Origin of the sequence: Deinococcus arcticus (assembly GCF_003028415.1) — a bacterium.
Classification (GTDB): Bacteria; Deinococcota; Deinococci; order Deinococcales; family Deinococcaceae; genus Deinococcus; species Deinococcus arcticus.
On sequence record NZ_PYSV01000009.1, the window covers coordinates 111,239 to 135,728 of the forward strand.

The 24,490-nt window shown below is 68.4% G+C and carries 22 protein-coding genes and 2 tRNA genes; 10 read left to right on the forward strand and 14 right to left on the reverse strand.

From position 1 onward, the window contains the following. Nucleotides 1-49: 49 nt before the first annotated feature. The 5 genes from C8263_RS18920 to C8263_RS10760 all read right to left on the reverse strand — a co-directional run bounded on the left by C8263_RS18920 (nucleotide 50) and on the right by C8263_RS10760 (nucleotide 6,457). Nucleotides 50-322, reverse strand: coding sequence for a hypothetical protein (locus tag C8263_RS18920; protein ID WP_146160654.1), 273 nt, complete (start codon nucleotides 320-322; stop codon nucleotides 50-52). Between the two features lie 234 nt (nucleotides 323-556). After that, complete coding sequence (locus C8263_RS18925) at nucleotides 557-874, reverse strand: hypothetical protein (protein WP_146160655.1); 318 nt, start codon at nucleotides 872-874, stop codon at nucleotides 557-559. Further along, entirely contained in the window at nucleotides 871-3,261 is a 2,391-nt protein-coding gene (locus C8263_RS10750) for an eCIS core domain-containing protein (RefSeq protein ID WP_233218766.1), read from the reverse strand. Before C8263_RS10750 ends, C8263_RS18925 begins: the two co-directional genes overlap by 4 nt. A 258-nt stretch (nucleotides 3,262-3,519) precedes the next feature. Further along, entirely contained in the window at nucleotides 3,520-4,197 is a 678-nt protein-coding gene (locus tag C8263_RS10755) for an NUDIX hydrolase (RefSeq protein ID WP_107138120.1), read from the reverse strand. 178 nt (nucleotides 4,198-4,375) lie between these two features. Continuing rightward, nucleotides 4,376-6,457 carry an amylo-alpha-1,6-glucosidase gene (locus tag C8263_RS10760; RefSeq protein ID WP_107138121.1) on the reverse strand — a complete coding sequence of 694 codons (2,082 nt, stop codon included), beginning with the start codon at nucleotides 6,455-6,457 and terminating at the stop codon, nucleotides 4,376-4,378. A 112-nt stretch (nucleotides 6,458-6,569) separates the two neighbouring features. Here C8263_RS10760 and infC point away from each other — a divergent pair, with 112 nt between their 5' ends. Continuing rightward, on the forward strand, nucleotides 6,570-7,175 hold the full coding sequence (gene infC / locus C8263_RS10765) for a translation initiation factor IF-3 (RefSeq protein ID WP_107138162.1): 606 nt from the start codon (nucleotides 6,570-6,572) through the stop codon (nucleotides 7,173-7,175). 133 nt (nucleotides 7,176-7,308) lie between these two features. Further along, entirely contained in the window at nucleotides 7,309-7,554 is a 246-nt protein-coding gene (locus C8263_RS10770) for a glutaredoxin domain-containing protein (protein ID WP_107138122.1), read from the forward strand. A 179-nt stretch (nucleotides 7,555-7,733) separates the two neighbouring features. Here C8263_RS10770 and C8263_RS10775 read toward each other — a convergent pair whose 3' ends face one another. Beyond that, the gene (locus C8263_RS10775) at nucleotides 7,734-8,777 is read right to left on the reverse strand and encodes a metallophosphoesterase (RefSeq protein ID WP_233218767.1); all 1,044 of its coding nucleotides are present in this window, start codon (nucleotides 8,775-8,777) and stop codon (nucleotides 7,734-7,736) included. A 52-nt stretch (nucleotides 8,778-8,829) separates the two neighbouring features. Here C8263_RS10775 and C8263_RS10780 point away from each other — a divergent pair, with 52 nt between their 5' ends. Further along, nucleotides 8,830-9,267 (forward strand): DUF805 domain-containing protein, encoded by a 438-nt coding sequence (locus C8263_RS10780; RefSeq protein ID WP_107138123.1) that lies wholly within the window; start codon nucleotides 8,830-8,832, stop codon nucleotides 9,265-9,267. Nucleotides 9,268-9,517: 250 nt separating this feature from the next. Here C8263_RS10780 and C8263_RS10785 read toward each other — a convergent pair whose 3' ends face one another. Further along, nucleotides 9,518-10,534, reverse strand: coding sequence for a phosphotransferase enzyme family protein (locus C8263_RS10785; RefSeq protein WP_107138124.1), 1,017 nt, complete (start codon nucleotides 10,532-10,534; stop codon nucleotides 9,518-9,520). Nucleotides 10,535-10,620: 86 nt separating this feature from the next. On the opposite strand from C8263_RS10785, the gene C8263_RS10790 reads away from it, so the two are divergent. Further along, nucleotides 10,621-11,112, forward strand: coding sequence for a GNAT family N-acetyltransferase (locus C8263_RS10790; RefSeq protein WP_107138125.1), 492 nt, complete (start codon nucleotides 10,621-10,623; stop codon nucleotides 11,110-11,112). Beyond that, nucleotides 11,109-11,657, forward strand: coding sequence for a GNAT family N-acetyltransferase (locus C8263_RS10795; RefSeq protein ID WP_107138126.1), 549 nt, complete (start codon nucleotides 11,109-11,111; stop codon nucleotides 11,655-11,657). The genes C8263_RS10790 and C8263_RS10795 overlap by 4 nt, the downstream gene beginning before the upstream one ends. 1 nt (nucleotide 11,658) lies before the next feature. Here the strand turns inward: C8263_RS10795 and C8263_RS10800 are convergent, their stop codons facing one another. Further along, nucleotides 11,659-12,489 (reverse strand): PH domain-containing protein, encoded by an 831-nt coding sequence (locus tag C8263_RS10800; protein WP_107138127.1) that lies wholly within the window; start codon nucleotides 12,487-12,489, stop codon nucleotides 11,659-11,661. Nucleotides 12,490-12,737: 248 nt separating this feature from the next. Here C8263_RS10800 and thrS point away from each other — a divergent pair, with 248 nt between their 5' ends. Then, nucleotides 12,738-14,687 carry a threonine--tRNA ligase gene (gene thrS / locus C8263_RS10805; RefSeq protein WP_107138128.1) on the forward strand — a complete coding sequence of 650 codons (1,950 nt, stop codon included), beginning with the start codon at nucleotides 12,738-12,740 and terminating at the stop codon, nucleotides 14,685-14,687. Between the two features lie 79 nt (nucleotides 14,688-14,766). Here thrS and C8263_RS10810 read toward each other — a convergent pair whose 3' ends face one another. The 4 genes from C8263_RS10810 to C8263_RS10825 form a co-directional block, all read right to left on the reverse strand. Continuing rightward, the gene (locus C8263_RS10810; RefSeq protein WP_107138129.1) at nucleotides 14,767-16,002 is read right to left on the reverse strand and encodes a permease prefix domain 1-containing protein; all 1,236 of its coding nucleotides are present in this window, start codon (nucleotides 16,000-16,002) and stop codon (nucleotides 14,767-14,769) included. Then, nucleotides 15,999-16,340 (reverse strand): PadR family transcriptional regulator, encoded by a 342-nt coding sequence (locus tag C8263_RS10815; RefSeq protein WP_107138130.1) that lies wholly within the window; start codon nucleotides 16,338-16,340, stop codon nucleotides 15,999-16,001. Before C8263_RS10815 ends, C8263_RS10810 begins: the two co-directional genes overlap by 4 nt. Before the next feature lie 63 nt (nucleotides 16,341-16,403). Further along, nucleotides 16,404-17,429, reverse strand: coding sequence for a DsbA family protein (locus C8263_RS10820; RefSeq protein ID WP_233218768.1), 1,026 nt, complete (start codon nucleotides 17,427-17,429; stop codon nucleotides 16,404-16,406). Between the two features lie 21 nt (nucleotides 17,430-17,450). Then, nucleotides 17,451-18,323 carry a glycerophosphodiester phosphodiesterase family protein gene (locus C8263_RS10825; RefSeq protein WP_107138165.1) on the reverse strand — a complete coding sequence of 291 codons (873 nt, stop codon included), beginning with the start codon at nucleotides 18,321-18,323 and terminating at the stop codon, nucleotides 17,451-17,453. Between the two features lie 153 nt (nucleotides 18,324-18,476). Here C8263_RS10825 and C8263_RS10830 point away from each other — a divergent pair. The 4 genes from C8263_RS10830 to C8263_RS10845 all read left to right on the forward strand — a co-directional run bounded on the left by C8263_RS10830 (nucleotide 18,477) and on the right by C8263_RS10845 (nucleotide 20,239). Continuing rightward, nucleotides 18,477-18,550, forward strand: a tRNA-Cys gene (locus C8263_RS10830). A 25-nt stretch (nucleotides 18,551-18,575) separates the two neighbouring features. Further along, nucleotides 18,576-18,650 (forward strand) — tRNA-Val (locus tag C8263_RS10835). Nucleotides 18,651-18,761: 111 nt separating this feature from the next. Then, nucleotides 18,762-19,076, forward strand: coding sequence for a hypothetical protein (locus tag C8263_RS10840; RefSeq protein WP_146160656.1), 315 nt, complete (start codon nucleotides 18,762-18,764; stop codon nucleotides 19,074-19,076). A 137-nt stretch (nucleotides 19,077-19,213) separates the two neighbouring features. Then, nucleotides 19,214-20,239, forward strand: a complete 1,026-nt coding sequence (locus tag C8263_RS10845) for a PIN/TRAM domain-containing protein (protein WP_107138166.1) — start codon at nucleotides 19,214-19,216, stop codon at nucleotides 20,237-20,239. Between the two features lie 66 nt (nucleotides 20,240-20,305). On the opposite strand, the gene C8263_RS10850 is transcribed toward C8263_RS10845, so the two are convergent. Both C8263_RS10850 and C8263_RS10855 read right to left on the reverse strand, forming a co-directional pair. After that, nucleotides 20,306-23,041 carry an AAA family ATPase gene (locus C8263_RS10850; protein WP_107138132.1) on the reverse strand — a complete coding sequence of 912 codons (2,736 nt, stop codon included), beginning with the start codon at nucleotides 23,039-23,041 and terminating at the stop codon, nucleotides 20,306-20,308. Nucleotides 23,042-23,150: 109 nt separating this feature from the next. Next, entirely contained in the window at nucleotides 23,151-24,326 is a 1,176-nt protein-coding gene (locus tag C8263_RS10855) for a metallophosphoesterase family protein (RefSeq protein ID WP_107138133.1), read from the reverse strand. Between the last annotated feature and the right edge of the window lie 164 nt (nucleotides 24,327-24,490).

Below are 24,490 nucleotides of genomic sequence, written 5' to 3' on the forward strand. Positions count from 1 at the left end.
GTGCCGTTGGGGGGCGATTCTGCTATAGAACGGGCAAAAGAACGGCGCGTCAGCCCTTAGCCAGAACCTCGAGGTAATAGCGAAGGCCCTCTTCGAAGGCAGAATCATCGAAGTGCAGAAAGCCTTTTTCGCGGCGGTACTCCTGCACTAAGGTATCAAATTCCTGCTTTGAAATTTCGTTCACACCGTCTTTGCCAGGGCCGCTCCATATTTCACTCAAAAGTTTCTGATTAAGTCCGAAATTTCCATTACTCCAATCCATTGCATAGGCCGCCCCAGGAAGAACCTCTTCATTTAGCTGAATGAGTTTGATTGGCAACATCTCCCGGAGAAAATATTTAATCTGCACTTGATTGATTTATTAGACCACACGATCTAAGATAGACTGAGCGACTCGCACTGTTCACCCACCATATTTCATAAGAAGATAACTCATCCGTAGAGGAGTCGCCGGAGCGAGACTTGTTAACAGCCGAACGAATCGCAATTTCAAATCCAAATCGCAGATCATCTTTCGACCAAAAATCACTAAAGGCACTCACGCAAATGTCGCCACCTATTTACCCAAAGCCAAAACGTCACGATAATAACGGAGCCCACTCTCGAAGTCCGAATCATCGATGTTGACCATCCCCCTCCCGGCTCTGATCTCCGAAACAACCGCATCAAACTCATGCTGCCCCAATTGTTCAAAGTCGTGATTGTAGCTAGCTGGCGGCCCCCAGAGGTCATCCATATATTTATAGTCAATCTTGAAATTTCCATCATGCCAGTCGAATGAGTATGGAGTTCCAGACAGAAGCTCATCATCAAGATGAATGACTTTTACAGGCCTTAGGCCAAAGATAAAGTACGTGACGTTTACGCTTTTCACTTCTGCGCCTCTATAATCTGACTCCAGATGAGTTTGTAGCCGTTCTTAGAAGTTGAAATCAATTCATTCACTCTGGCCTGTTCTGCCGAGGTGAGCAATCGTCCACCCAAAGCAGCATTCGCCCTTATAGTCCTGATTTCTTGATAAATCTTATGCTCAGTTGCCGCGAACCCAGAAATCTTACTTAGTTCCAGCCGAAGCTCGACCACATAGCCATTACTGGCGCGGATATTCAGCACAATATCCCTATACCCCGTTGCCATCGGCTCCACAAAGCGGTCTTTAATCTGGACGACATTGTATTTACTTCGAATGTAAGTAAGGGCTGCGTAAAGATCATCCAAACTGTTAAATAGCAGTCGAGAGCCTGCAACGTCCAACAACTGCGCGGCGCTCCCTTTGTATTCTGAGTTGACCTTTTCCGCCGAGCGCGCTTCGCCTTTTAAGCCATCGCGGGTCTGGAACTTCACGCCGTAGCGCCGGGCCAGGGTGTCTGTTAAGGGCAGCAACTCCCTATTGGCCACCCGACTGCCCTCGTAGACCGCGTTCAGGTTCCCTGAAGGCTGCAAGGGCTTGGCCGTGGGTGCCTGCACCTTCATGGTCGCCGACAGGCTGGCCTGCTGAGGGGTCAAGCCCTGCTTGATGGCGGCGCTGTATTGGTTTTGCCACAGGGGAAGGCTGCGCTGCGCGGCCGTGGGCACCCCCAGGCCCCGTTGCTGCTGGGCCACCACGCCTTTGGCCGTGGCCTTGCCCGCAGCTTTGCCAATCAGACCTGCCAGCCCGGCCGTGCCCAGGAGAGCAGCGGCCTGCGCAAAGTGATTCCCGGCCACTTTCAGATCGGCTTCACTGGTGGCCCGGTCGGCGATGCGGAAAAAAGCGCCCAGGTGCTCACCCAGAGCAAAGGCGGCCGGACCGTAGGTCGCCAGGGCAATGATGACCACAGCCGCATCCAGGGCCCAGCCCGCTGGCGTGAGTTGCAGGACGACAAAAACGGCAGCAGCACCCGCCAGGGCGCCCAGGCTGATCATGCTCAGAAACTGCTTGCGGAAAGCTTCGCCGACTGGAGCGTACTGGATGGCCTGTTGCAGTTTCGCACCCAGCGGCATGTTGATGTAGCGGGCCGCCACCTGCAGCGACACCGTGGCCAGCGCCTGTCCCTTCAAGGGGTCATAAAGCGCGGGACCAGCGAGGCAGAAATCAATGCTGGGGCTGCTGACCTTGGCCCTGACCAGGGCCTGCCGAAACCGGGCCCAGTTGGGCAGTTTCAGGGCCGCCAGCACCCCGATCACGGTGTCTCGCTGCGCCTGAGGCAGTGTCTGAACACGGCGCACCGCCGCGTCTATCTGCCCGCTGTCCACTTGCTGCTGAACGGCTTTGACGGCTGCCAGAAGGTTCGTGGTGGGGTCGGCGGCTTTGCGCTGAAGCCGGCCAGCACCTGAGACAGGGGTGAGCCGAGCAGGGCGGGCCAGGGCCTGGGACTGGTGCGGCACCGGGGGCCAGAGGCTCAGGCGCTGGCCCATCTTGCGGGCTTCGGCTTCCAGGCCGGCATCGGGGTCCACCCCTGGGCCCACGAGCCCACGCGCTTGCTGCACCGTATGCGTCACCTCATGGGCCAGCAGTTCCAAGCCCGACTGGGTATTCGGATTGAAGCGCCCAGATTGGAAGAAAATATCTGTGCCCGTCGTGAACGCAATGGCATTGACAGATTTTGCCAGGGTGTTTGCTTCCGCATCATCGTGGATGCGCACACGGGAGAGGTCGTGGTTCAAGCCTTGTTCGAGGTGCCGTTGAATGGCTTCAGGCAAGGGATTACCGCTGCCCCGTCTGGCTTGAATGCGTTGCAAGACGGGTTGCGTGGCTTCGGCGTCCAGTTCGGCCAGTTGCCGCTGCAAGGTCTGGCGGTGGGCCAGAAGGTCTGTCTGCTGCGCCTGCACGGTCAACCGCTGCGCCGCTGTGTCCAGCGCGCGTTGCAAGGCCAGCCGTTCGCTGGGCGGGACCATGCCCAGCACCGCCCGGCATACGGAAGCACTCCCCTCATGCCGCTGCAGGGTTGCCAGGTACTCACCGTAGGTCTCGTAGCGCACCTGAGCCGGGCCCTGGTCGGCCCTGAAGCCTTGCGCGAGGGTCTGCGCCACCCGGCGTTGCAGGGCCGTGAACTGGGCGTACTGCCGCGTATCCAACGCTTTGCCTTCCACCTGCTCGGCCCGGCAGCGCATCACGGTGACCCACTCACCCGGGGTCTGGGGGCGGGTCGGCAAGGGCGCTGCCTGCGGCTGAATAGGGCGGATCGCCGCCGGCGAGAGTGCACCCAGTTGCTCCGTGGCGGCCTGCCGCTGCAGCTCAAGGCGCGAGACCTCCGCGCGCTCCAATTCCAGGGCCCGCAGCACCGGCCGGACCGCCTGCCGCTGGGCAGTCATGGGCCGGGCCATCAGGCGGCGCAGGGCAAGCCGGCGGCGCTCGTTCAGGACGGTGGCCGGGTCAGGTGCGGGGGCCAGCACGGGCAGCCGCTGGGCCTGAGGTTGAAGGCGGGTTGGTCGGTGTCGGCGAATAAAGGTCATGGCCCTCCCCGGATGGTCTTTCGCATCATGGCAAAGGTCCACGCGGGAAGACGCCGCATGTGCGGCTTCGGGCCTGGGGCTGCCCCCCTACAGCGCCGGGGTGCGGGCGTTTTTGGCGCGGCGGTACAGCTGGGCCGGGCGGCCCACGCCGCTGCGGCGCTCGCCGCTGGGCAGCAGGGCGCCCTGCGAGAGCACGCGCTTGCGGAAATTGCGTTTGTCCAGTTTGCGGTTCAGGATGGCTTCAAAGACGCCTTGCAACTCGGGCAGGGTGAAGGTATCGGGCAGAAATTCCAGGGCCAGATTGGCGTATTCCAGCCGCAGTTGCAGCCGCCCCAGGGCGCGGTCCAGGATGGCCTGATGGTCAAAGGCCAGCCGGGGCGGGTCGTGCGCGCTCAGCCACGCGGCCCCCAGGGTGTGGCCCCCACCGCTGACCTCCACCGCGCCGGCCGGCAGCACCGCCAGGTGCGCCACGCTCACGATGCGCCCGCGCGGATCGCGGTTCACCTCACCAAAGGTAAAAAACTGTTCCAGGTGCCGGGGTTCCAGTTCCACCGTGGTTTCGGTGCGCAGTTCGCGCAGAGCGGCCTCGTGCAGTTCCTCGCCAGGGTGAACAAAACCGCCGGGCAGCGCCCAGTCGCGGGCGTGGGGCAGTTCGCCGCGCTGCACCAGCAGCACCCGCAGTTCGCCGGCGTGCATGGCAAAGGCCGCCACATCCACCGCCAGCCCCACCTGGGTGGCCTGGGGCGGCAGCAGCAGGTCACTCACCGCGCGCCCAGAGCGCCAGCAGACCGGCGGCACCCCGACCCCGCCCGCCCACACCCTGGGCACCCGCCACCGAACGCCAAAGCCGCCGCATGGGCTGATCGTAGGATTCGTGTCCTGGGGACGTCAAGTCAGGGAAAGGGTCTGGCCGGCGCGGGCCCTGTGCGGGCCGAGGCGCACGTCAGTTCCGGGTTTGCGTGCCCGACAGTTGCGCCTCGGCCCGCGCAACCAGCACGTGGGCCCGCAACAGCTCCGCCACACTCCACGCCTGAAAGGGGCAGCCGCCCGGGCGCAGGCCCTGGCCGCTGAACACCTCCGAGACGTGCCCCAGGCCCGCCTCCCAGACGTGCCCCAGGAGCCCGTGCAGGGCGGCGCGCGCCTGGGCCACCTCGCCCCGGGCCAGCAGCAGTTCCACGAAGGCGGTCAGCGGCCAGGGCCACACCGTCCCCTGGTGGTAGGCCGCGTCGCGCTGCACCTGCGCGCCGCCGTAGTTCCCTTTGTAGCGGGGGTCCAGCGGCGAGAGGGTATGCAGGCCCAGGGGGGTCAGGAGTTCGCGTTCCAGGTCGCCCACGGCGGCGGCCACCTGGGCCGGGGTGGTGGGCGTGTCGGGCAGGGCCAGCGCCAGCGCCACGTTGGGGCGCAGGCTGTGGTCGGGCTGCCCCTGGGCGCTCAGGGTGTCGGCGTAGGCGCCCGCCTGCCAGAAGCGCGCGAAGCTGGCCTGGGCCTGCGCCAGGAGCAGGGCAAACTGCGCGTCCTGGCCCAGGGCCGCCGCCAGTCGCCCCTCGGCCCCCAGTGCCCCCAGCCACAGACCCTGAATCTCCACCGGTTTGCCGTGCCGGGGCGTGACCACCCAGTCGCCAATCTTCACGTCCATCCAGGTCAGCTGCACGCCCGCTTCGCCGGCCAGCAGCAGCCCGTCGGTGTCGGCGCGAATGCCGTGGTCGGTGCCGCGCCGGTGCCAGTCCAGCACCTCGCGCAGCCGGGGCAGCGTGGCGCGGGCAAAGTCCAGGTCACCCGTGACGGCCACGTAGCGCTCCAGCGCCACCGCCAGCCACAGCGCGCCGTCCACGGTGTTGTAGCCGGCCCCGGCGCCGTCCTCGTGAAAGTTGTTGGGAATCAGGCCCCGGCGCAGCGTCCGCAGGAACGTCTGCAGGATGTCGCGGGCCTCGGCCCAGCGGCCGGTCAGCAGGGTCAGGCCGGTCAGGGCGATCATGGTGTCGCGGCCCCAGTCGGCAAACCAGGGATAGCCCGCCATGACCGTGGTGCCGGCCGGCTGCGCGCGGCGCACCAGATAGGCGTCGGCCGCGACCGCCAGCGTGGCCACCAGATCGTCCCGGACCCCGGTGACGGCCTGGGCCTGAGCGGCCAGGGCGCGGCGGCGGGCGGCTTCCTGGGCATAGGCGGCCCAGGGGTCGTCCACGGCGACCTCACCCGTGGCGGGGGTCAGGCCCTGCACCACCAGCGCCGCGCGCCCGCCACCGGCCGGGAAACTCAGGTCCCACAGGGCAGCGCCGCGCACATACTCGTGGTCGCTCTCGCCGCGCGCCGCGTCGTGGCGGTAGTACACGCGCTGGGTAAAGGGCCGGGGCGCCAGCGTGCCCAGGGCGGCGCCCGGCGCGTGCACCGTCACGCGGGTCAGGCGCTCGCCCTGCACCGCCACCTCGCGCCCAGCAGCGCTGAAGGCCAGGTCCGGGGCGTGGCGGTGCACGGCGTGCATGTCGCGGTCCACAAAGTACCCGCCCAGCACCAGATTCACGGGCTCGCGGCTGTGCACCTCGTACAGAAACACCACCGCCCCCGACCCGCGCGGACTGAAGGCGCGGCGCCGCACGGTCACGCCGCCCACCGCCTGTTCCCGTTCGGGCAGCAGGTCCAGCAGGGCCGCGCCGCTCAGCACGTCCAGGCCCTGCCCCTCGAAGACCCCGGGGGCGATTTCCAGGGCGTGCAGGGCCACCTCCCGCACCCCCTGGCGGGTGTCCAGGCGCAGCACCTCGTACGGCGAGACCAACTGCGCCGCGCGCTGCACGGGCGGCTGGGCGCTCACCACCAGCCCCGAATAGCAGCGGGTGGGGACCCCGGCGAGGCTGCTCAGGGCAAAGCCGCCCAGACCATCGGCCAGCAGCACTTCCAGGTCGGGGTTGCGCGCCGCCTGGGGGCCGAACGTGGCCGCCACCGGCCAGGCAGGCGCCGGGTCAGACGCGGGCAGACGGAGCGCGGACGGCTCGGGGGCAGGGAAATCGGGCGCAGTCACGCCGCCCAGCATGCCAGAGCGCCGGGGATACCGGGATGGGGGGCGTGGTAGACTGACCTATCTCGTCCCGTTGGACGTAGGCGAAGCCGCCCGGAGAGCCAGCGTGCCCCGGAGCGCGGCGGAGGTGATGAACATAGCGAAAGAACACAAGGTCAACGAGCAGATTCGCGTGCGCCAGATTCGACTGATTGGCGCGGAAGGCGAGCAGGTGGGCATCATTGACACGCGCGACGCCATGCAGATGGCCCGCGAGGCCGGGATGGACCTCGTTATGGTCAGTCCGCAGGCTGTGCCCCCTGTCTGCCGCCTGCTCGACTATGGCCGGTTCCGCTACGAACAGCAGCAGAACGAGAAGGAAAACCGCAAGCGGGCCCGCGCGCAGGAAGTCAAGGCGATCAAGTTCCGCGTCAAGATTGACGACCACGACTTCAACACCAAAACCGGGCACGTTCGGCGCTTTCTGGAAGAAGGCCACAAGGTCAAGGTCACCATCATGTTCCGTGGCCGCGAGCGCACCCACCCCGAACTGGGTGAGCGCATTCTGGTTCGAGTGGCCGAGGTCCTGGCCGATGTGGGCGCGCCTGAAAGCAACCCCAGCATGATGGGCATGGACATGAATATGATCATGACCCCCAAAGCCGCCCCGGCCCCCAAGAAGGAGCGCGCAGCCGCCTCCGACGACGTGGCCCCGGCGCCCACCGAAGACAGCGCCCCGGCCGCCAGCGCCTGAGCTGCCTCTGTTCAGCCCACCGCCGCGCGCCGGGGTGGGCTGTTCGCCGTCTCAGGACACGCTATGCGGTTGACATGCTTTATTTTGTAAACTATAGGCAAGGCGCCAAGCGGCACCGACCCGGAGGACGACCATGATCAAGATGTACACGACGAGCTGGTGCCCGGATTGCCACGCGGCCAAGCGCGCCCTGACCAGCAAGGGCCTGGCCTACGAGGAAATCAACATTGAGCAGGATGAACAAGCTGCCCAGTACGTGATGAGCGTGAACGGCGGCAAGCGCAGCGTGCCCACGCTGGTGCACGGTGAAGTGGCGGCCAGCCTCAGCGGTTTCCGCCCGCAGAAGCTTGACGCGTTTCTGGCGCAGGCCGGGCTGTAAGAGAAGGGCGGCAGAGAGCAGGGTGCGGGAGAGGTTGCCTTCCGCGCCCTGCAGTCTGGGGGCAGGGTGAAGGCTGAGCGAATGCTGGTGTTGCCCTGCGCGGCACAGAGGCCAGCGTCCCGCTTCAAGGCACTGGCAGCGGTGCGTGGACGGTCATGGTGGCCGCCACGCACCTTCCTTTAAGACCCCTTGCTCAGCCGGGCGATCTCGGTGCCGGTCACGGCGCCCCCTTCCCCCACCACATAGGCCCAGAGGGTCAGCGTCTGTGGGGTGATCTCCAGCCACAGAAACCCGGGTTGACCGTACACCTCGAAAGCAGCCGGGCGGCGGCCCCGGCGCTCACCCCCTACCTCGCCAGCCGCGCCGCTGACTGCGGTCCAGGTGCCCGGGCAGTCGGGCTGCGGGGCAAACAGCTGCAGGGCGTGGTCGTGGCCGCTGAGCAGCAGGTCGGCCTGCCCGCAGGCCACCGCGTACAGCGCCTGCACCGCGCCGCCCCGCTGAAAGGTGAAGGGCAGGTGGTCATAGGCCCCGGCGTCGCCGTGTTTGCCGTTGCTGTACAGGGGATGGTGCCCCAGCACCAGCCGCCAGCGGGCGGCACTCTGGTTCACTGCCTGCGCCAGCCAGGCCCGCTGCGCCGCGTCCCAGGGGCCGCCGGGCCGTTCCTGGGGCCGCACCGACGGCAGGTAGGCGGCCAGCGGGGCGGTGTCCACCACGAACAGGTCCAGCAGCCCGCTCACGCTGGCCTGATACTGGCGCGCGGGCATCACCCACTGCGGATTGACGCGGCTGTAGGCCACCTGCACTTCTGCGCCGCGCGGGCTGGCGCCGTCGCCGCCCCACAGCCAGGACTCGTCGTGGTTGCCGGGCACCATGATGAAGGGAATGCCCAGCGGGCCATACGGCACCTCAAAGCGCTCGCGGAACAGGGGCGAAGTGACCTCCCGGGGACCCGCCGGATAAAAGTTGTCGCCCAGCGCCGCCCCCAGATCGCAGCCCTGCGCGGCGCAAACCGCAGCCATGGCCCGGGCCACCTGCCACTGGGTCTCGGTGCCGGTGCCCTGGTCGCCCATCACCACCAGCCGCAGGCGCTCCGGGTGGCCCGCTTCCAGGGCCACGCGCGGCGCGGCCAGAGCGGCCTGAGACGGGCCGCTGACGGCCGGAGCGCAGGCCATCAGCCCCCCCACCAGCAGTACCCCCATCACGCGCCACAGATCTTTCCACATAGATCCAATGTGACGCTTAGACTGTTCTCACGCAACAGGTGGAGGTCTGCTTATGAACGAATACATGAAGGTGCTCAAGAACAATTACGCCAACTTCCGGGGCCGCGCCCGCCGCCGTGAATACTGGATGTTCACGCTGATCAACACGATCATCATGGTGCTGCTGGCCCTGCCCTGGTATCCGGCTTACATGTCGTCCGTCTCGCAGGGCGAAACTGGCCTGCCGATCGGTCTGGGCGGCGTGGCGGGCATCTTTGCCCTGCTGTACGTGCTGTACGCACTGGCCATCTTCCTGCCCTCTCTGGCCGTGTCTGTGCGCCGACTGCACGACACTGGCAAGAGCGGCTGGTGGTACCTGCTGAACCTCATTCCGTTCGGCAGTATCGTCATTCTGGTGTTTATGGTGCTGGACAGTGAACCCCGCGCCAACAAGTGGGGCCCCAACCCCAAGGGGCTGGACACCGGCGCCGCGCCCGCTGCCAACTGGTAACCCCAACCGTTTCTCTGCGCCCCGGCCACGGCATGGCCGGGGCGCCTGTGTTGTTGCCCGGTCAGTGCCCAGCTCTTTCAGTGGCTGTCCCTGAGACGAGTTCCGAACAATTCCGTAGCACATTACGGAATTGTTCTGACCAGAGGGGCTCGCAGAGCTGCGGAGCAGAGAAAGAAAAAATGCGGATGTCCGGGAATTGGAGAAACACCCCCTTCTTCCCGGATGTGACGGAAAGGCACGGCCGGCCGTATTACTCTTCTGCTTTCAGCAGACCCGGCACGTCGTGACGGAACACGCCGCTGTCCAGGTAAGCGCGCAGCTTGGTGACGCTGTTGGGCACGTAGCGCGGCAGGATGGCCTGCAACTCGGCGTTCGTGTTCACCAGCAGGTCGTTCAGCAGCACCACCGCCCGCCCGGCCACCAGGGTTTCGTAGTCGGCCGCGTTCACGCCAGGCACTGGGGCGGCAGCGGCGTAGCCTTCCAGCAGGGCGGCTTCCAGCTCGGCCCTGGGCCGCAGGTAATACGCGCTGATGGTCAGGTCCTGCACCGGCAACCCCAGGCCAGAGTCATCGAAATCAAACACGCTCAGGCGGCCCCGGTGCCACTTCACGTTCCACAGGTGCAGATCCGCGTGCAGGGGGCGCGGGGCCTGCGCGGCGTACAGGCGGCCCAGCACGGCGTCCACCTGGGCGCGCACGGTCTGAACCACCGCCAGACCCTCCTCGGTCAGCAGCGGGCCGGGCCGCAGATTGTCGCCCATGCCCATCAGGGGATCGCGCAGGGAGAGCAGCGCGGCTCCGGCGGGCAGGTCGAAGGTCTGTGCATGCGCGTGCAGGATGGCCGCCGCGCGCCCCACCTCGCGCAGCTGGGCAGGCGTCGCTCTCTCGCCCAGGTCGCGCCCCGGCAGCCAGGAATACAGGGTGGCCGGCAGGTGCGCGCCCAGCGCCTCGTTCCAGACCTCGCCCAGCAGGGTGCCGTCGCGGCGGGGCTGGGGCACCGGCAGCGTCAGGTCGGTGTCCCGGGCCAGGGCCGACAGCCACGCCACCTCGGCCGCCAGCTGCGCCGGGGCGCGCCGGGAATTCACGTTCAGGCGCAGGGCGTAGCGTTCGCCGCTCTCGGCATCCACCCGGAAGGTGGTGTTGAAGCCGTGGTTCAGGAGGGTCAGGCGCCGCACGCTCAACGGGTACGCCCGCAGGGCCGCCTGGGCCGAGGCGCGCAGGCGCGCCACCTGGGTGGAGCGGGACAGCTGGGCAAAGGAACTGGACATGCCCAGAGCGTAGGCAGCCCAGCCCCCGGGCGAAATGCGCCAATTGGCAGAGGCCGGCGGCGCCGCCTTCTCGCCAGACTGCCCCCATGCCCCCCACCGTTCAGCCCCTCACGCCTGCCCACTTCACGCAGGTGCGCCCCATGCTGCTGAACATGGGCTTCGTGGACAGCGAGGCGGCGCTGGCCGCGCGCTTTCCGGCCTTCTGTGCCCACCCCGACTGGGCGGTGCTGGGGGCCTTTGCCGGCGAGACGTTGCTGGGCTACGCCGCCGCGCACGACACCGGGCCGGACCTGCGGTCGGGCCATGCCCACCGCACCGCCAAGCTGCACGACCTGTACACCGCCCCGGGGGCCCGGCGGCAGGGGGTGGGGCGCCGCCTCATGCGCGGGGTGGAAGCCTGGGCCCGGGGACGTGGGCTGCGCTACCTGTACTGGTACGCCAATCTGCGTGAAGCGACTCCCGCCTACGTGGGCATGGGCTACGTCCCCAGCGAGGAGGTGCAGGAGGGCTACCGCCTCTTCGAGCTGGACTTTGGCGCAGAGAACACCCGCCGCCCCCACCCGGAGCGGGGCCAGTGACCTGGACGGCGCACCTCACCCCGCGCGCCAGCATCACCCCAGAGCTGGAGCGGGGCCTGCGCGCCCTGCTGCAGGCCGCCTACCCGCAGTGGGCTGATTTCTGGGCCGGCACCTCCTTCTGGGGCAGCGAGCCAGAGTGGCACCTGTGGCTGGCGGGGCCGGGCGGCTCGCCCATGGCCCAGCTGGGGTTTGGGCGGCGCGCGGCAGAGGTGGGCGGGCAGGCCGTCATGCTGGCCGGGGTGGGCGGGGTCGCCACGCACCCGGACTGGCAGGGGCGCGGGCTGGGCCGGCAGCTCCTGGGGGAACTGGCCGCGGTGTTGCACACCCAGGCCCTGACCGACTTCGCCTTTCTGCAGTGCCGCGAAGAGGTGGCTCCTTTTTACGAGCGCGGCGGCTTTACCCGGGTGCAGGGCCCCGCCCACTACCTGGACCCGGACGAGGACAGGTGGGTGACCAACGCCGGGCCCACGCTGATTCTGCCGGTGCGCCGCGCCCTGAGCGACTGGCCGCCCGGCACCGTGCATCTGCGGGGCCTGCCCTGGTGAGTCAGGGGGCCGGCGTAAACCACGCGGCCAGCGTTTCCGGGTCCTGTGGGGTGAGGTAAAAGGTGCGCCCACCGGCCTCCAGCAGCAGGGCCTGCGCGGGGCGGTTGCTTCCGGCGGCGGCCTGGACCCGGCCACCGGGGATGGCCCCCGTGCCGAAGGTGCCGCTGTAATAGCCGGGCAGCGCGGTGCCGAACAGCCGCAGACCCAGCGGCGCGGTGGTGAGCGTGGCGCGCGTGCCCGTGCGGGGAAAGCGGGTGGTGCTGCCGGCGGTCTTCACCACCAGCGTGTCGCCGTCCAGCAGGTAGCGCACCCGGGGCCGGCTGTACAGAAAGACCACCAGCGGCAGCAGGGGCAACAGCAGCAGCGCCTCCCACCCGGGGCGCGCGGGCTGCGCGGGGCGAAAGGCCGCCGTCTCCCCCGCCCGCCACGCCCGCAGCAGGGCGTCCGGGTCGGCGGGGGTCAGGACCGTGGGGGGCCGGGTGGCGAACACCAGCGCCGCCGCGCCCTGCGAGCCATCACTGAACACCTGCGCGCGCCCCAGGTCGGTGCGAAACAGGCCCACCGCATAGCCGGGCAGGGCCGAACCCACCGATTTGCGACCCAGGGTGACCGGACGGCGCTCCACCGGCGTGCCCGCCGGAATGACGGTGCGCGCCCCCAGCGAGCGGGCCGTAATCTGGCCGCCCTGCACATGGTACGCCGGTAGCCCCAGCAGCACCGGGCCCAGGGTCAGCGCGGGCACCACGAGCAGGGGCAACACCAGGGCCAGCCGCGCCCAGGGCCACCAGCGGGGAATGGCTTCTGTATGAACGGCGACATCCACCGGAGACATGGGTTCATTCTAGACCCGGCGCCCGCCCTTGCCGCTGCCCCACCTGGGCCGCTATCCTGCCCCCATGAAGCCCCCCTGCCATCACTCCGGTCTGGTGATAGGCGGCGTGTGGCAGCAGCGAATGCCTGCACAGCCCGGACTGATCACGCGAACTCTGCGCGCCTGAAAACCCCACGCGGTTTTCAGGCGCCTTTGCTGGACACGCGGCCAGACCGGGCTTTCTCTATTGCTCTCACCTGAGGTTGAACATGCACATAACGCTGCCCGACGGAAAACAACTTGACTTGCCCCAGGGCGCCACGGCGCTGGACGCCGCCCAGGCCATTGGCCCGCGCCTGGCGCAGGACGCCCTGGCCGCCACCGCCAACGGTGAACTGGTGGACCTGATGACGCCACTGCCCGACGGCGCGCGCATCACGCTGATCACCAAGAAGAATCCGGCCGAGGCCGCGCCTGTGTTCCGGCACTCGCTGGGCCACGTCATGAGCCAGGCGGTGGGCGAGTTCTACCGTGCCCGGGGCCACGCCGCCGAGGCCATCAAGCGCGGGGTGGGCCCCAGTATCGAGAACGGCTGGTATCAGGACTTTGACCTGCCCGAGCCGCTGCGCGAGGAAGACCTGCCGGAAATCGAGCGGCTGATGCGCGAGATCATCGCCCGGGGCCTGCCCTTCAACCGCCGCGAGGTGCAGAAGGCCGAGGCACTGGCCCAGTTTCCCCACGACCCTTACAAGCAGGAACTGATTGCGGGCCTGCCTGACGATGAGGCCATCACCCTGTACGCGCAGGGCGATTACGTGGACCTGTGCCGGGGCCCGCACTTTCCCAGCACGGGCCGGCTGCCGGGCAGCTTCAAGCTGATGAGCACCTCCGGCGCCTACTGGCGCGGCAACGAGAAAAACCCCATTCTGCAGCGGGTGTACGGGGTGGCGTTTGCCACGCAGAAGGAACTGGAGGAGTACCTGCACGCCCTGGAGGAAGCCAAGAGGCGCGATCACCGCAAGCTGGGCAAGGAACTGGAACTGTTCACCATTGACCCGCTGGTGGGCCGGGGTCTGCCCCTGTGGCTGCCGGGCGGCACGGTGCTGCGCGAGGAACTGGCGGCCTTTCTGAAGGCGCAGCAGTTCCAGCGCGGCTACCAGGGCGTCATCACGCCGAACATCGGCAACCTGGAGCTGTACAAGACCAGCGGGCATTACCAGAATTACAGCGACTCCAACTTCTCGCCCATCACGGTGGATGACGAGGAGTACATGCTCAAGCCGATGAACTGCCCGCACCACATGCGCATTTACGCCAGCAAGCCGCGCAGCTACCGCGACCTGCCGGTGCGCCTCGCGGAGTTCGGCACGGTGTACCGCTACGAGCAGTCCGGTGAACTGAACGGCCTGACGCGCGTGCGCGGCTTCACGCAGGACGACGCGCACATCTTCTGCCGCCCGGACCAGCTGAAAAGCGAGTTCCTGAACGTGCTGGACCTGACGGTGCTGGTCCTGAAGACGTTTGGCATGAACGACGTGCGCTTCCGCGTGGGCACCCGCGACCCGGGGAGCGAGAAGTACGTGGGCGAGACCAGCTACTGGGAGATGGCCGAGGGGCAGATCATCGCCGCCGTGGAAGAGGTGGGCCTGCCCTACTCGGTGGAGCCCGGCGACGCCGCCTTCTACGGCCCCAAGCTGGATTTCGTGGTCAAGGACGTGCTGGGCCGCGAGTGGCAGCTGGGCACCATTCAGGTGGACCCCAACCTGCCCGAGCGCTTCGACCTGACCTATGTGGGCGAGGACGGCCAGGACCACCGCCCCATCGTGATTCACCGCGCGCCGTTTGGCAGTCTGGAACGCTTCGTGGGCATTCTGATCGAGCACTACGCCGGGGACTTTCCGCTGTGGCTGGCCCCCCGGCAGGTGATGATCATCCCCATTGCCGACCGCCACAACGAGTATGCCGAGGCCCTGCGCGCCGAACTGCACGCGGCCGGTCTGCGCGCCGAGGTGGACGACAGCAGTAACCGCATGCAGGCCAAGGTGCGCACGGCCGAGCTGAGCAAGATTCCGGTCATGCTGATCGTGGGCGACAGAGAAGCTGAAGCGCGCGAGGTGAGTGTGCGCGAGCGCACGCCCGAGGGCCACAAGGAGCGCAAGGGCGTGGCCTTTGACGACCTGAAAGCCGAGTTGCTGGAGCGCTACAAGAGCCGGGCGTAAACCGGAGCGACCACGCTGAAACGCCAGGGACGGTGCAATCGTCCCTGGCGTTCGTCTGTCGAGGCCCCTTCTTTATGCTTTACGGCACCTGCACTGTGCGCGCCTCTGGGCAGGCGCTACACCCTGCGGCCACGGGCCCCGGGGGCAGCGGCACGACCTGCAGCTGGCTCATGGGCGTCAGGTCGTTGGGGACGGCCAGCAGCATCGCCGCCTCGCGCCCCGCCCGGAGTTCCTTCAGAAACTGCGCCTGGGACGCCACGAAGTTGAGTTGGGCCTGTTCGTCGCCCCACGCGACGACCGGAAAGGAAAGGCGGCCACCATGCGAAGGCACCACCAGCGCCCTCAACTCGGGCAGCCAGACCTGATTTGAAAAGACACGGCGCGGGCTGAAGGTGACCAGTGCGTAAAGGTGCCCGGGACGCGACACCGCCAGGTTCACCCGGTTTTGCAGGGCGGGCCGCAGCGTCGCCGCCGCCCAGGCCCTTGAGGCGAAAGGGGGCTCGCCGGGCGACTCCTGCACCTGGGCGGCGGCCCGGACGGCTGGAAGCAACTTCTGGTCCAGTTCGATTTCCAGGTAGGCCTCAATGGTGCGGAGGTTCATCTGCGTGTCTGGGGCAATGGGCCGCCCAGCCACCCGCACCGCTAAGGTGGAGCCGTCTACCTGCAGCGGCCAGCCCTGCCGCGCCCCCTGGGCCAGCACGCCAGACACGTTCAGGTACCCCCGCCGGCGTCCGGGATACCCCAGCCGCCCCACCTCCACCTCGAAAGGCCGGGCCGACAGCGCGGCGTTTCCTGGCAGCACCAGCGTTTTTTGAAACAGGCCGTGCGTCTGAATCCCCAGACCGCTCAGGAAAGGCCGCGCCTGCGAGCGGTGCATGAGGCCCTGGCTGCGCAGTTCAGACTCAAGGGGCACCCCAGCGCTCTGCAGGGCCACACAGGCCCGGCGCCCCTGACAGGGATTTACCCACTGCGCCGAAGGAAACAACACCTGGTCGACCAGCTGGGTGACCTCAGCCTGCCCCCGGCTGTAGGCATTCGCCACCCAGCTGGTCAGCAGCACCGAGGCGACCAGCACCCCCATGCCCGCCGACCAGCGCCAGTGGGTGCGGCGCAGACCCCGGGCAATGTGGGCCGGCGCGCCCAGTTCCCGCATCGCCTGGGCGCGGGCGTCGGCCTCGGCGGTGGCACCCAGAATCAGTTGCAGTTGCGCGGCCCGCTCATGGATGTGCGAGCGCAACTCGGCTTGGGCGTCGCGGCGGGCCTGACCCCGCAGGCCCCGCGTGGCGGCGCGCACAAAGCGTTCCTCAGGGCTCATGCGAACTCCAGGAAAGGGCGCAGGGCGGCGGCGTGGGCGCGCTGGGCGTCACGCTGGCGGCTCAGTTCGCGCACGCCGCTGTCGGTCAGGTGGTAGTACTTGCGGGGCGGGCCGCCCACGTCGCTGGGCTGCACCTCGGCGCGGATCAGGCCGCGCTTTTCCAGGCGGTGCAGGGCCGGGTACAGCGTGCCCTCCTTGAAGCTGAAGTGGCCGCCCGTCCTGTTCTGCACGTCCTGAATGATGCGCAGGCCATACAGCGCCCCCCCTTCCAGGCTGGCCAGCAGCAGGAATTCCAGGCTGCCGCGCAACAAGTTACCGTCCAGATCTCTACTTTGCATGACTATAGAGTGACACAAAAAAGAGGCAGACCATGCCTGGTCTGCCCTCCTCTCGCCCTCAACTCAGCGCAGGGTCCTGAGCCGCGCGTCAATCACACTGCTGGCCGAGGGCGTGGCCCGGGTAATGGCCCGCACCACGGCCTGCTCTTCGGGGCTGCGGTAATCCAGCAGCTTCACGCCGTTCAGAAACACCGTGGGGGTCCCGCGCACGCCCAGCGCCTGCCCGGCCTTGTACTGCGCCTCCACGCTGGTCTTGAAGGTGCGCTGGCCCAGACAGGTCTTGAAGGCGGCGGTGTCCAGCCCCGCCGTCTTGGCGTAGGCGCTGTAGCGGCCCGGGGCGTCCTTGGGGTCCAGGCGCGTCCAGCTGCTGAACTGGTCGAACAGCACGTCGGCGTAGGGCCAGAACTTGCCCTGGGCGCCGGCGCATTCGCTGGCCTCGGCGGCGCTGAAGGCATTCTTGTGAAAGTCCAGCGGAAACTGGTAATGCGCCGTGCGGTACACCCCCGCCTGCCCTTCCCAGCCGGGCAGCGCCGTGTCCCACAGCTGCTTGCAATAGGGGCACTGAAAATCGCTGAAGATGCGCAGGGTGTTGGGGGCGCCCACGCTCCCCGTCACGTTCTTCGTGGCCGGAAAGGCGCTGTCCGGCCAGATCTGCACGGCCGTGTAGGCGCGGTAGCGCGTGGCGGCCCCTTCCCCACTCGCCTTGATCACAAAAAAGTCGGTGGCGTTCTCGTCGCTGAAATCCTGCAGGCCCTTGCGGAGCTGCGCCAGCACCTGCGGTTGCCCCAGGCTCTGGGCCAGCCGGGGCACGTCGGCTTCCCCCATCCCCCAGCCCACCGCAATCCCGCGCGCCAGATCGTTCAGGTTGTCGGTTTCGGTCAGCACGCCCACCACATGACCACCCGCCACGTCCAGGGTGATCGTGGTGGCGCCCCGGCGCAGCACCGGGCCGTCCGGAGCAAAGCCTTTGAGGATGGGCTGGGCCACCGTTTCCTGCGGGGTGGACAGCAGTTGGGCCTGCGCAGCGCCCCCCAGACTCAGCATCAGGGCGGCGCCCCGCAGGGCAGCAGACAGAGAGAAACGCTTCACCCGCCCAGTGTAGAACAGCCCTTAGCGGCGCTCTGCCGCCCCCTCGGTCAGCACCTGTTTCAGGAGGTCCGGCCGGTCGGTGATGATGCCGTCCACGCCCATGGCGATCAGGCGGCGCATCTCGGCGGGGTCGTTGATGGTCCATACCTGCACGGCAATGCCGCGCGCGTGCATGGCGCGCACGAAGCCCGGCGTGACCACCTCGATGCCGCCGGCCCGCACCGGCACCTGCGCCACGCGCCCCGGTGCAGGGGCCAGGGCGGCCAGGCCCACCTTGCTCAGCAGCACCAGGGGCCGCAATTCGCGCTCGGTCATGGAGGTCATGACTTCCGGGCACACCCGGCGGAACTCATTCAGGGCCTCGTCGCTGAAGCTCGCAGCAATCACGCGCCCGGTGGCGCCGGCGCCGCGCAGCGCCTTGCAAAAGGGCGCGGCGATGCTGGGCCGGGTCTGCTTGAGTTCAATGATCAGGGGAAGGTTGGGAAAGGCTGTCAGCACCTCGTCCAGCTGCGCCACCTGCACTCCCTGGCCCCGGAAGGGAAAGGTCTGGCCGCTGTCGGTGGACAGGGCGTAGCCGGCATCGGCCGCCAGCACCTCGGCCAGTGTGAGGTCGGCAATGCGCCCTTGCCGGTCCGTCAGGCGGTCCAGCGTGGCGTCGTGCGAGAGCACCAGCACGCCGTCGCGCGTGGCGTGCATGTCCATTTCCAGCAGGTCCACGCCCAGGGCCGCCGCATTGCGGTAGGCCAGCAGGGTGTTGCTGGGCCACAGCAGTTCACCGCCCTGGTGCGCAATATTCAGCGTCGTGCCCGTTACAAACGGATTGTCCGGGGCCTGCCCCGCGCCACACGACACCAGCACTCCGGCCAGCGCCGCTCCCACCCACCTGTTGTGCATGGGCGTAGCGTAATACATGGCGTGTCCCGTGGGCGTCAGCGCCCCTGCGCGCGCCCAGCGGTTTACAGCCCCGTGGGGGCGTGCTAACATTCCTTCCGCTGGAAGAGGAAAGACCTGCCAGCCCTCCCGCAAGGGCCAGCAACAGCCAGTGTCGGCGCTGTAGCCAAGTGGTAAGGCAGAGGTCTGCAAAACCTCCACCACCGGTTCGAGTCCGGTCAGCGCCTCCAACATACCCCGCAGACCATCCTGCACAGAACCGTAGCTCAGGGGTAGAGCACTACCTTGACACGGTAGGGGTCAGGGGTTCAAATCCCCTCGGTTCTACCAAGTGCCCGGCTTTCTTAACGAAAGCTGGGTCTTTCTTTGAGTTCTGTGTGTCCAGCTATAAGGATAAGCGCGCGCCAGGTTGAACGCCCCTCATTTACAATTTGCCTTCGAATGACGGACCTGGAATGGTTGATGCTGGCCGGCTGTGGCTTCTGTGCGCTCTATGCTTTTCTCACCCTGCGCGCTGGGGCGGCGCGGCTGCATTACCGTGACCGCCCGCTGTACTGGCGCGGCGCGGCGCTGCCTCTGGTGCTGCTGGCTCTGGCCATGGGCGTGGCCGGCTACGGCCTGCTCAGTGGGAGGACCCCGGGCCTGTTTGGGCTGTCGGCCGCGGTGGGCGCCCTGAGCGCCGCCGCCGCATGGTTCATTGAGCAGGAGCCGAACCGGCTGGTGCGCTGGGCCTACCGCACCCAGCGTTCGTCCTGAACCCCGGGGCAGTGTCTCTTTGCCATACGGCACCGGATCGGCCGGGGGCGGTCACCGCGCCCCAGGCCCCGTCCGGCTGAAGGTCCGTTCATTCCCTGCAGGGCGCCGCTCCGGTGCAAAGGGGTACACTGCTGGGCGTGCTTGCTGTTCGACTGTTGGTCATGCTGCTGGGGCTGGCGCTGGGCTACCTGGCCGGAAACGCACTGGCGGCCGATCAGCCGGGCGGCCTGGGCACCGTTAACACCCTGAGCCTGATGCTGGCGGGCACCCTGACCGCCCTGCTGCTGGCGCCCCGCGCCGAATCCCTGCTGGGCGTGTTTGTCCAGCGCTTTTCGCGCTGGTACACCACCCTCTCGCCCCGCACCGTTGCAGCCGCCACCTTCGGCCTGATTGTGGCGCTGCTGCTGAGTGTGCTGCTCAGCAGTCTGCTGCGCAGTCTTCCCTTTTACACCTGGGTGCTGAATGTGGCGGTCACGGCGGTGCTGGCGGTGTTTTTCGTGTCGTTTGCGGTGCGCAACGCCGAGGCATTCGGCCTGCTGGCCTTTCCGCAGGTGCGGCGCAAACCCGGGGCCAAGGTGCTGGACAGCAACGTGATTATTGACGGCCGGGTCCTGGACCTGATTCGCGCGGGGTTTCTGGACGGCGATCTGCTGGTGCCGTCTTTCATTCTGCGCGAGATCCAGACCCTGGCCGATCACCAGGACCCCCAGAAACGCACCCGGGGCAAGCGGGGCCTGAACGTGCTTGAGGAGTTGCGGGCGCTGCGGCCCATTCGGGTGGAGGACTGGGACACGGCGCTGCCCACCACCGACGACAAGCTGATTCGCTTTGCGCGCGAAACCGGCGCCCGGATTGTCACCAACGACAGCAACCTGGGCAAGATCGCCCGCCTGCATGGAGTAGAGGTGCTGAGCATTCACGAGGCGGCCGTGGCCCTGCGCCCCCAGATTCAGGCCGGCGACCACCTGACCATCACCGTGACCAAGAGCGGCCAGCAGCAGGGCCAGGGCGTGGGGTACCTGGAAGACGGCACGATGGTGGTGGTGGAAGACGGCCTGAAGCTGCGCGGCAAGCCCGCCCGCGTGCTGGTGGTGAACAACGTGCAGACCAACGTGGGCCGCATGATCTTTGCCAAGGTGGACCGGGAAGAAGGGGCGGCGTAAGGCGAGGGAGGCAGGAAGCGGGGCGCGGTGGTGCTCACCGCGTCCCGCGCGCCGCTTCCTGCTTCCTTACCCCTCTAACCTCTGCACGCTGCTGCCCGCCACGCTTTTTGTTACCAGCAGGCGGCTGGGCAGGCGCTCGGAGAGGCTTTCGACGTGGGTGACCACGCCCACCATGCGGCCCTGGGTGCGCAGATTTTCCAGGGCGCCGGCCACAGCTTCCAGGGCCTGGGGGTCCAGGGTGCCAAACCCCTCGTCCAGAAAGAGGGCCCCCAGCACCTTGTTGCCCGCCAGATAGTCGCTCAGGGCAATGGCCAGGGACAGGGACGCCAGGAAGGTTTCCCCACCTGAGAGGGTGCGCACGCCGCGCACCTCGCCCGCGTTCCACAGGTCCTGCACCACGTAGTCGCCATTCTGGAGGGCCAGCCGGTAGCGCCCATCGCTGATCTCGTGCAGCAGCAGCCCCGCGCGGGTCAGCAGCTGCGCTTCCACCTCGGCCAGCAGGAATTGCTGGAATTCGTTGGCCTTCAGACTGCCCGTCAGGGTCTGCCAGGTGTCGAAGGTCTGCGAGGCCACCAACGCGCGGGCCTCGATCCCGGCCTTGCGTTCCAGGCGCTCGCGCAGGGCACGTTCCTGCTCGGCCAGCTGCCCGGCACGCTCGCGGGCGGCGCTCAGGGCAGCGTCGGTGGCGATCAGGTCGCGCGCCACCTGGGCCAGTTCCGCGGGGTCAAAGGGCGCGGCGCCCAGCTGGCGGTCCAGGTCGGCCAGGGCCACCCGCCCCTGGGCCAGCTGCGCAGTGTGGGTGCGCGCAGCCTCCTCCAGCGCGGCCACCTCGGCCTCGGGCAGGGCGGCGGCGCGGGCCTGGGCGGCGTCCAGACCCACTGCGGTGAGGGCCTGCAGCAGGGCCACGCGGGCGTCCTCGGCTTCCTGGGTGCGGCGCGCGGCCCCCGCCTGCACCCCGCGCAGGGTGGCCCCCGCCGCGCTGGCCTCGGCCTGGGTGCGGGCCAGTTCGGTCTGGGCGCGCTGCAGCGCCGTGCGAATGGCCGCAATGTCGTGCAGGGTCTGCTGCCGGGCGCGGGCCGCATCCGGACCGGCCGCGCGCACCCGGGCCGCCAGTCCGGCCAGCAGCCGGGCAGCCTGGGTCTGCGGATCACCACTCACCAGGGCCTCGGCGGCGCGCAGATCGGTTTCGCGGGCGGCCAGTTGCTCTTCCCAGTCGCGCAGGGTGGCGGCCCGGGCCTCGGTGGCGCGGCGCAGGGCGGTCAGTTCCAGGCCAATCTCCTTGTAGCGCAGGCGCCGCCCCTCCAGCGCTGAGCGGCGGGCCGAGACGTCCCGTTCCAGGGCGCCCAGATCCGGCACCTCGCCGCCGGGCAGGGCCTGAACGGGCTGCTCGCACAGCGGGCAGGGCTCGCCCAGGTGCAGGTGCGCGCGGTAGGCGGCGGCCCCGGCCGTCACCTGCGCCTCTTTTAACGCGGCCTCGGCGCGGTCCAGTTCAGCCTTGGCGGCCTTGCCCTCGCGCTCTGCCCGGCCCTGCTCGGCGGTCAGCGCCTCCATCTGGGCCTGCTCGGTGCGCTGGCGTTCCTGGTCGGCCTGCCACGCGGCGCGCTGGGCCTCAATCTGCACGCGCTCCTGGCGGTTCTTCTCGGCCTTCTGGGCGCCGTCGCGGGCCGTCAGAAAGACGTCCTCGTCCCAGGGCAGCGGCTGGGGATGGGTGGTCTGGGGGGTGCCGCCCGCGCGGCGCAACCGGGCTGCGTCGCCCTCGGCCTCGCGCAGGGTATCGGCGCGGGCTTCCAGTTCGGGAATACGCGCCTCCTGGGACTGGGCGGCGCTCAGGGCGGCCTGGGCAGCCCGTTCGGCCTGCTGCGCCCGGTGCAGCGCCTGTTCGGCCTGCAGGCTGTCCCGCCCCTCACGTTCGGCGGCGATCCGGGCGCGCTCGGCGGCGTCCAGCAGCGGCAGAAGGGCGGCCACCCGCCGGGCCTGCGCGGCGCGCGCGGCCCCGGCCTGCACGCTGGCGGCGCGCGCTTCCAGCGCGCTCAGGCGCCGGGCGGCCTCCTCGCGCGCCTTCCACACGCGCTCCTGCTCGCGCAGGCGGGTCTGGGCCACCTGCAGGCGCTCGCGCTCGTCGGTCAGGCGCTCAGCGGCCGTGTGCACCTCGTCGCGCTCGGCGCGCAGTGTGGCGGCGGCTTCCGGGGTCACGCCCGCGTATTCGCCTGCCAGCACGGCGTTCAGGCTCTGGGCCTCGTGCTTCAGTTCCTTGGCCCGGTCGGATGACACGCGCTGCATGGCCGCCACATGATCCAGCCCGGTCAGCTCGCCCAGCAGGGTCTGGCGCTCCTTGCCGGTGCCGTGCAGCACCCGCGAGAACTCGCCCTGCGGCAGCATCACGCTGCGCACGAAGGTCTTGAAATCCAGCCCCACCACCCGGCGGATGCGCTCGCTGATGCCCTTGGCCCCGCCGTCCGAGAGATTGGTCCAGCGGCCGTCCTCGTCCAGCCGCTCGAAGCGCACCTCGTTCTCGGCCTGCTTGCGGCCCTTGGTGCGCGAGGCGCGGTAGGTCTGCCCGCCCACCTCGAAGGTGAGGCTGACCGACAGGCCGCGCTCGCCCTGGGCAATCAGCGCGTCCAGCCCCGAGGCCCCCAGCCGCGCGGTCTGCCCGTAGAGCGCAAAGGTCATGGCGTCCAGCAGGCTGCTCTTGCCGCTGCCGGTGGGGCCTACCAGCGCGAACAGGTCCAGACCGCTGAAATCCAGCGCCGTGAACTGCCGGAAGGCGGTGAAACCCTGGAGTTCGAGGTTCAGTGGGCGCATGGGGGGCCCTCCGGGCGAGTGATGGTTGATCGTTGATGGGTGGCGGAGAGGGGGAGCGGGCCCCCTTTGTCTCTTGGGTGGTCCATCAACCGTGGACCTTTAACCGCCCTCATCCCTCCTCCTGCCGCGCCCATTCATCCGCCTGCTGAAAAGCGGCGCGCAGGTCGGCGGGCAGTTCGCCCCGGCGCTCGCGGTGATAGCGCTCGTAGAGGTCCAGCAGGCTCAGGCCCTCGCGCCTGAGGTCCGGGGTGGCAAGGTCCTCCTGCTGGGCGTCCAGGTCCACGGCCAGCGTGCCCGGGGCCAGGCGCAGCACGCGGTCTTTCAGGCCCGGCAGGGCGGTGCCAGCCGGTGCGCGCACCACCACCTTCATCAGGCCTGTGAAGCCCTGTTCGCGCGCCAGCCGGGCCTCCACCTGGTCAAGGTCCACCCGGACCGTGCGGAGTTCGCGGCCACTGGCCAGCGCAATGGGGTGCAGCCGCGCCGGGCGACCGGGCTCCACCTCCACCAGATTCACGCTCTTTTTCTCGCCGCTCTCTCCAAAATCCAGCTGAATCACGCTGCCGGAGTACGCGGCCACAGGCGACTCGCCCACCTGCTGCGGCTTGTGAACATGCCCCAGCGCCACGTACTGCGCGCCGGGCGGCAGTTGCAGCCCCGAGAGGGTGTAGGCGTTGGTCAGGTCAAACTGCAGCGTGCGCTCCGAGCCGCTGGGCACCGCGCCGTCCATGGTGGCGTGGGCCATCAGCATGTTCACGGCCCCGGGCCGGAAGCCCTCGCCCAGGCGCCGCAGGAAAAAGCCCATGCCCTCGCGGTATTTCTGGCGCCAGGTGCCGGTGTCGCCGCCCATCAGGTCGGCCGCCTTCACCAGCCGCCGCTCCGAGAGGTGGGGCAGGGCGCCCACCACCAGCGTCTCACCCGCCTTGGTCTGCACCGTGCGCACCATCTCGGCGGCGTTGGCACTGGGCTGCGCGACCACCTGCACCCCCACCCAGCCCAGCAGCCCGGTCACCGACTGCAACCTTGCGGCGCTGTCGTGGTTGCCGGCAATCACCACACTGGGAATGCCTGCGTCGCGCAGGCGCAGGAAAAAGTCGAACACGGCGTGCTCGGCGTCGGCCGACGGGTTGGCGGTATCGAACAGGTCCCCGGCCACCAGCACGGCGTCAGCGCGTTCGGTGCGGGCCAGAGCGGCGATTTCGGTGAGGGCCTCATGCACTTCCGGCGTGCGGTCAAAGCCGCGCAGCGAACGGCCCGCATGGAAATCAGCGGTATGGAGTACGCGCATCACAGAAAAAATAGCATGGGGGGCATCGGGGGCAGAATGGAGGGTCAAGGCGGGCCAGGCCCGCGCCGCTCCTGCCGGCCTGTGGCGCTGCGGGGTGCGGCGCGGACCCCGGAGGCCCCTTCCCCCTTCTGGCTTCCGGCACCTTGTCCCGTGGCCCTGCCCGG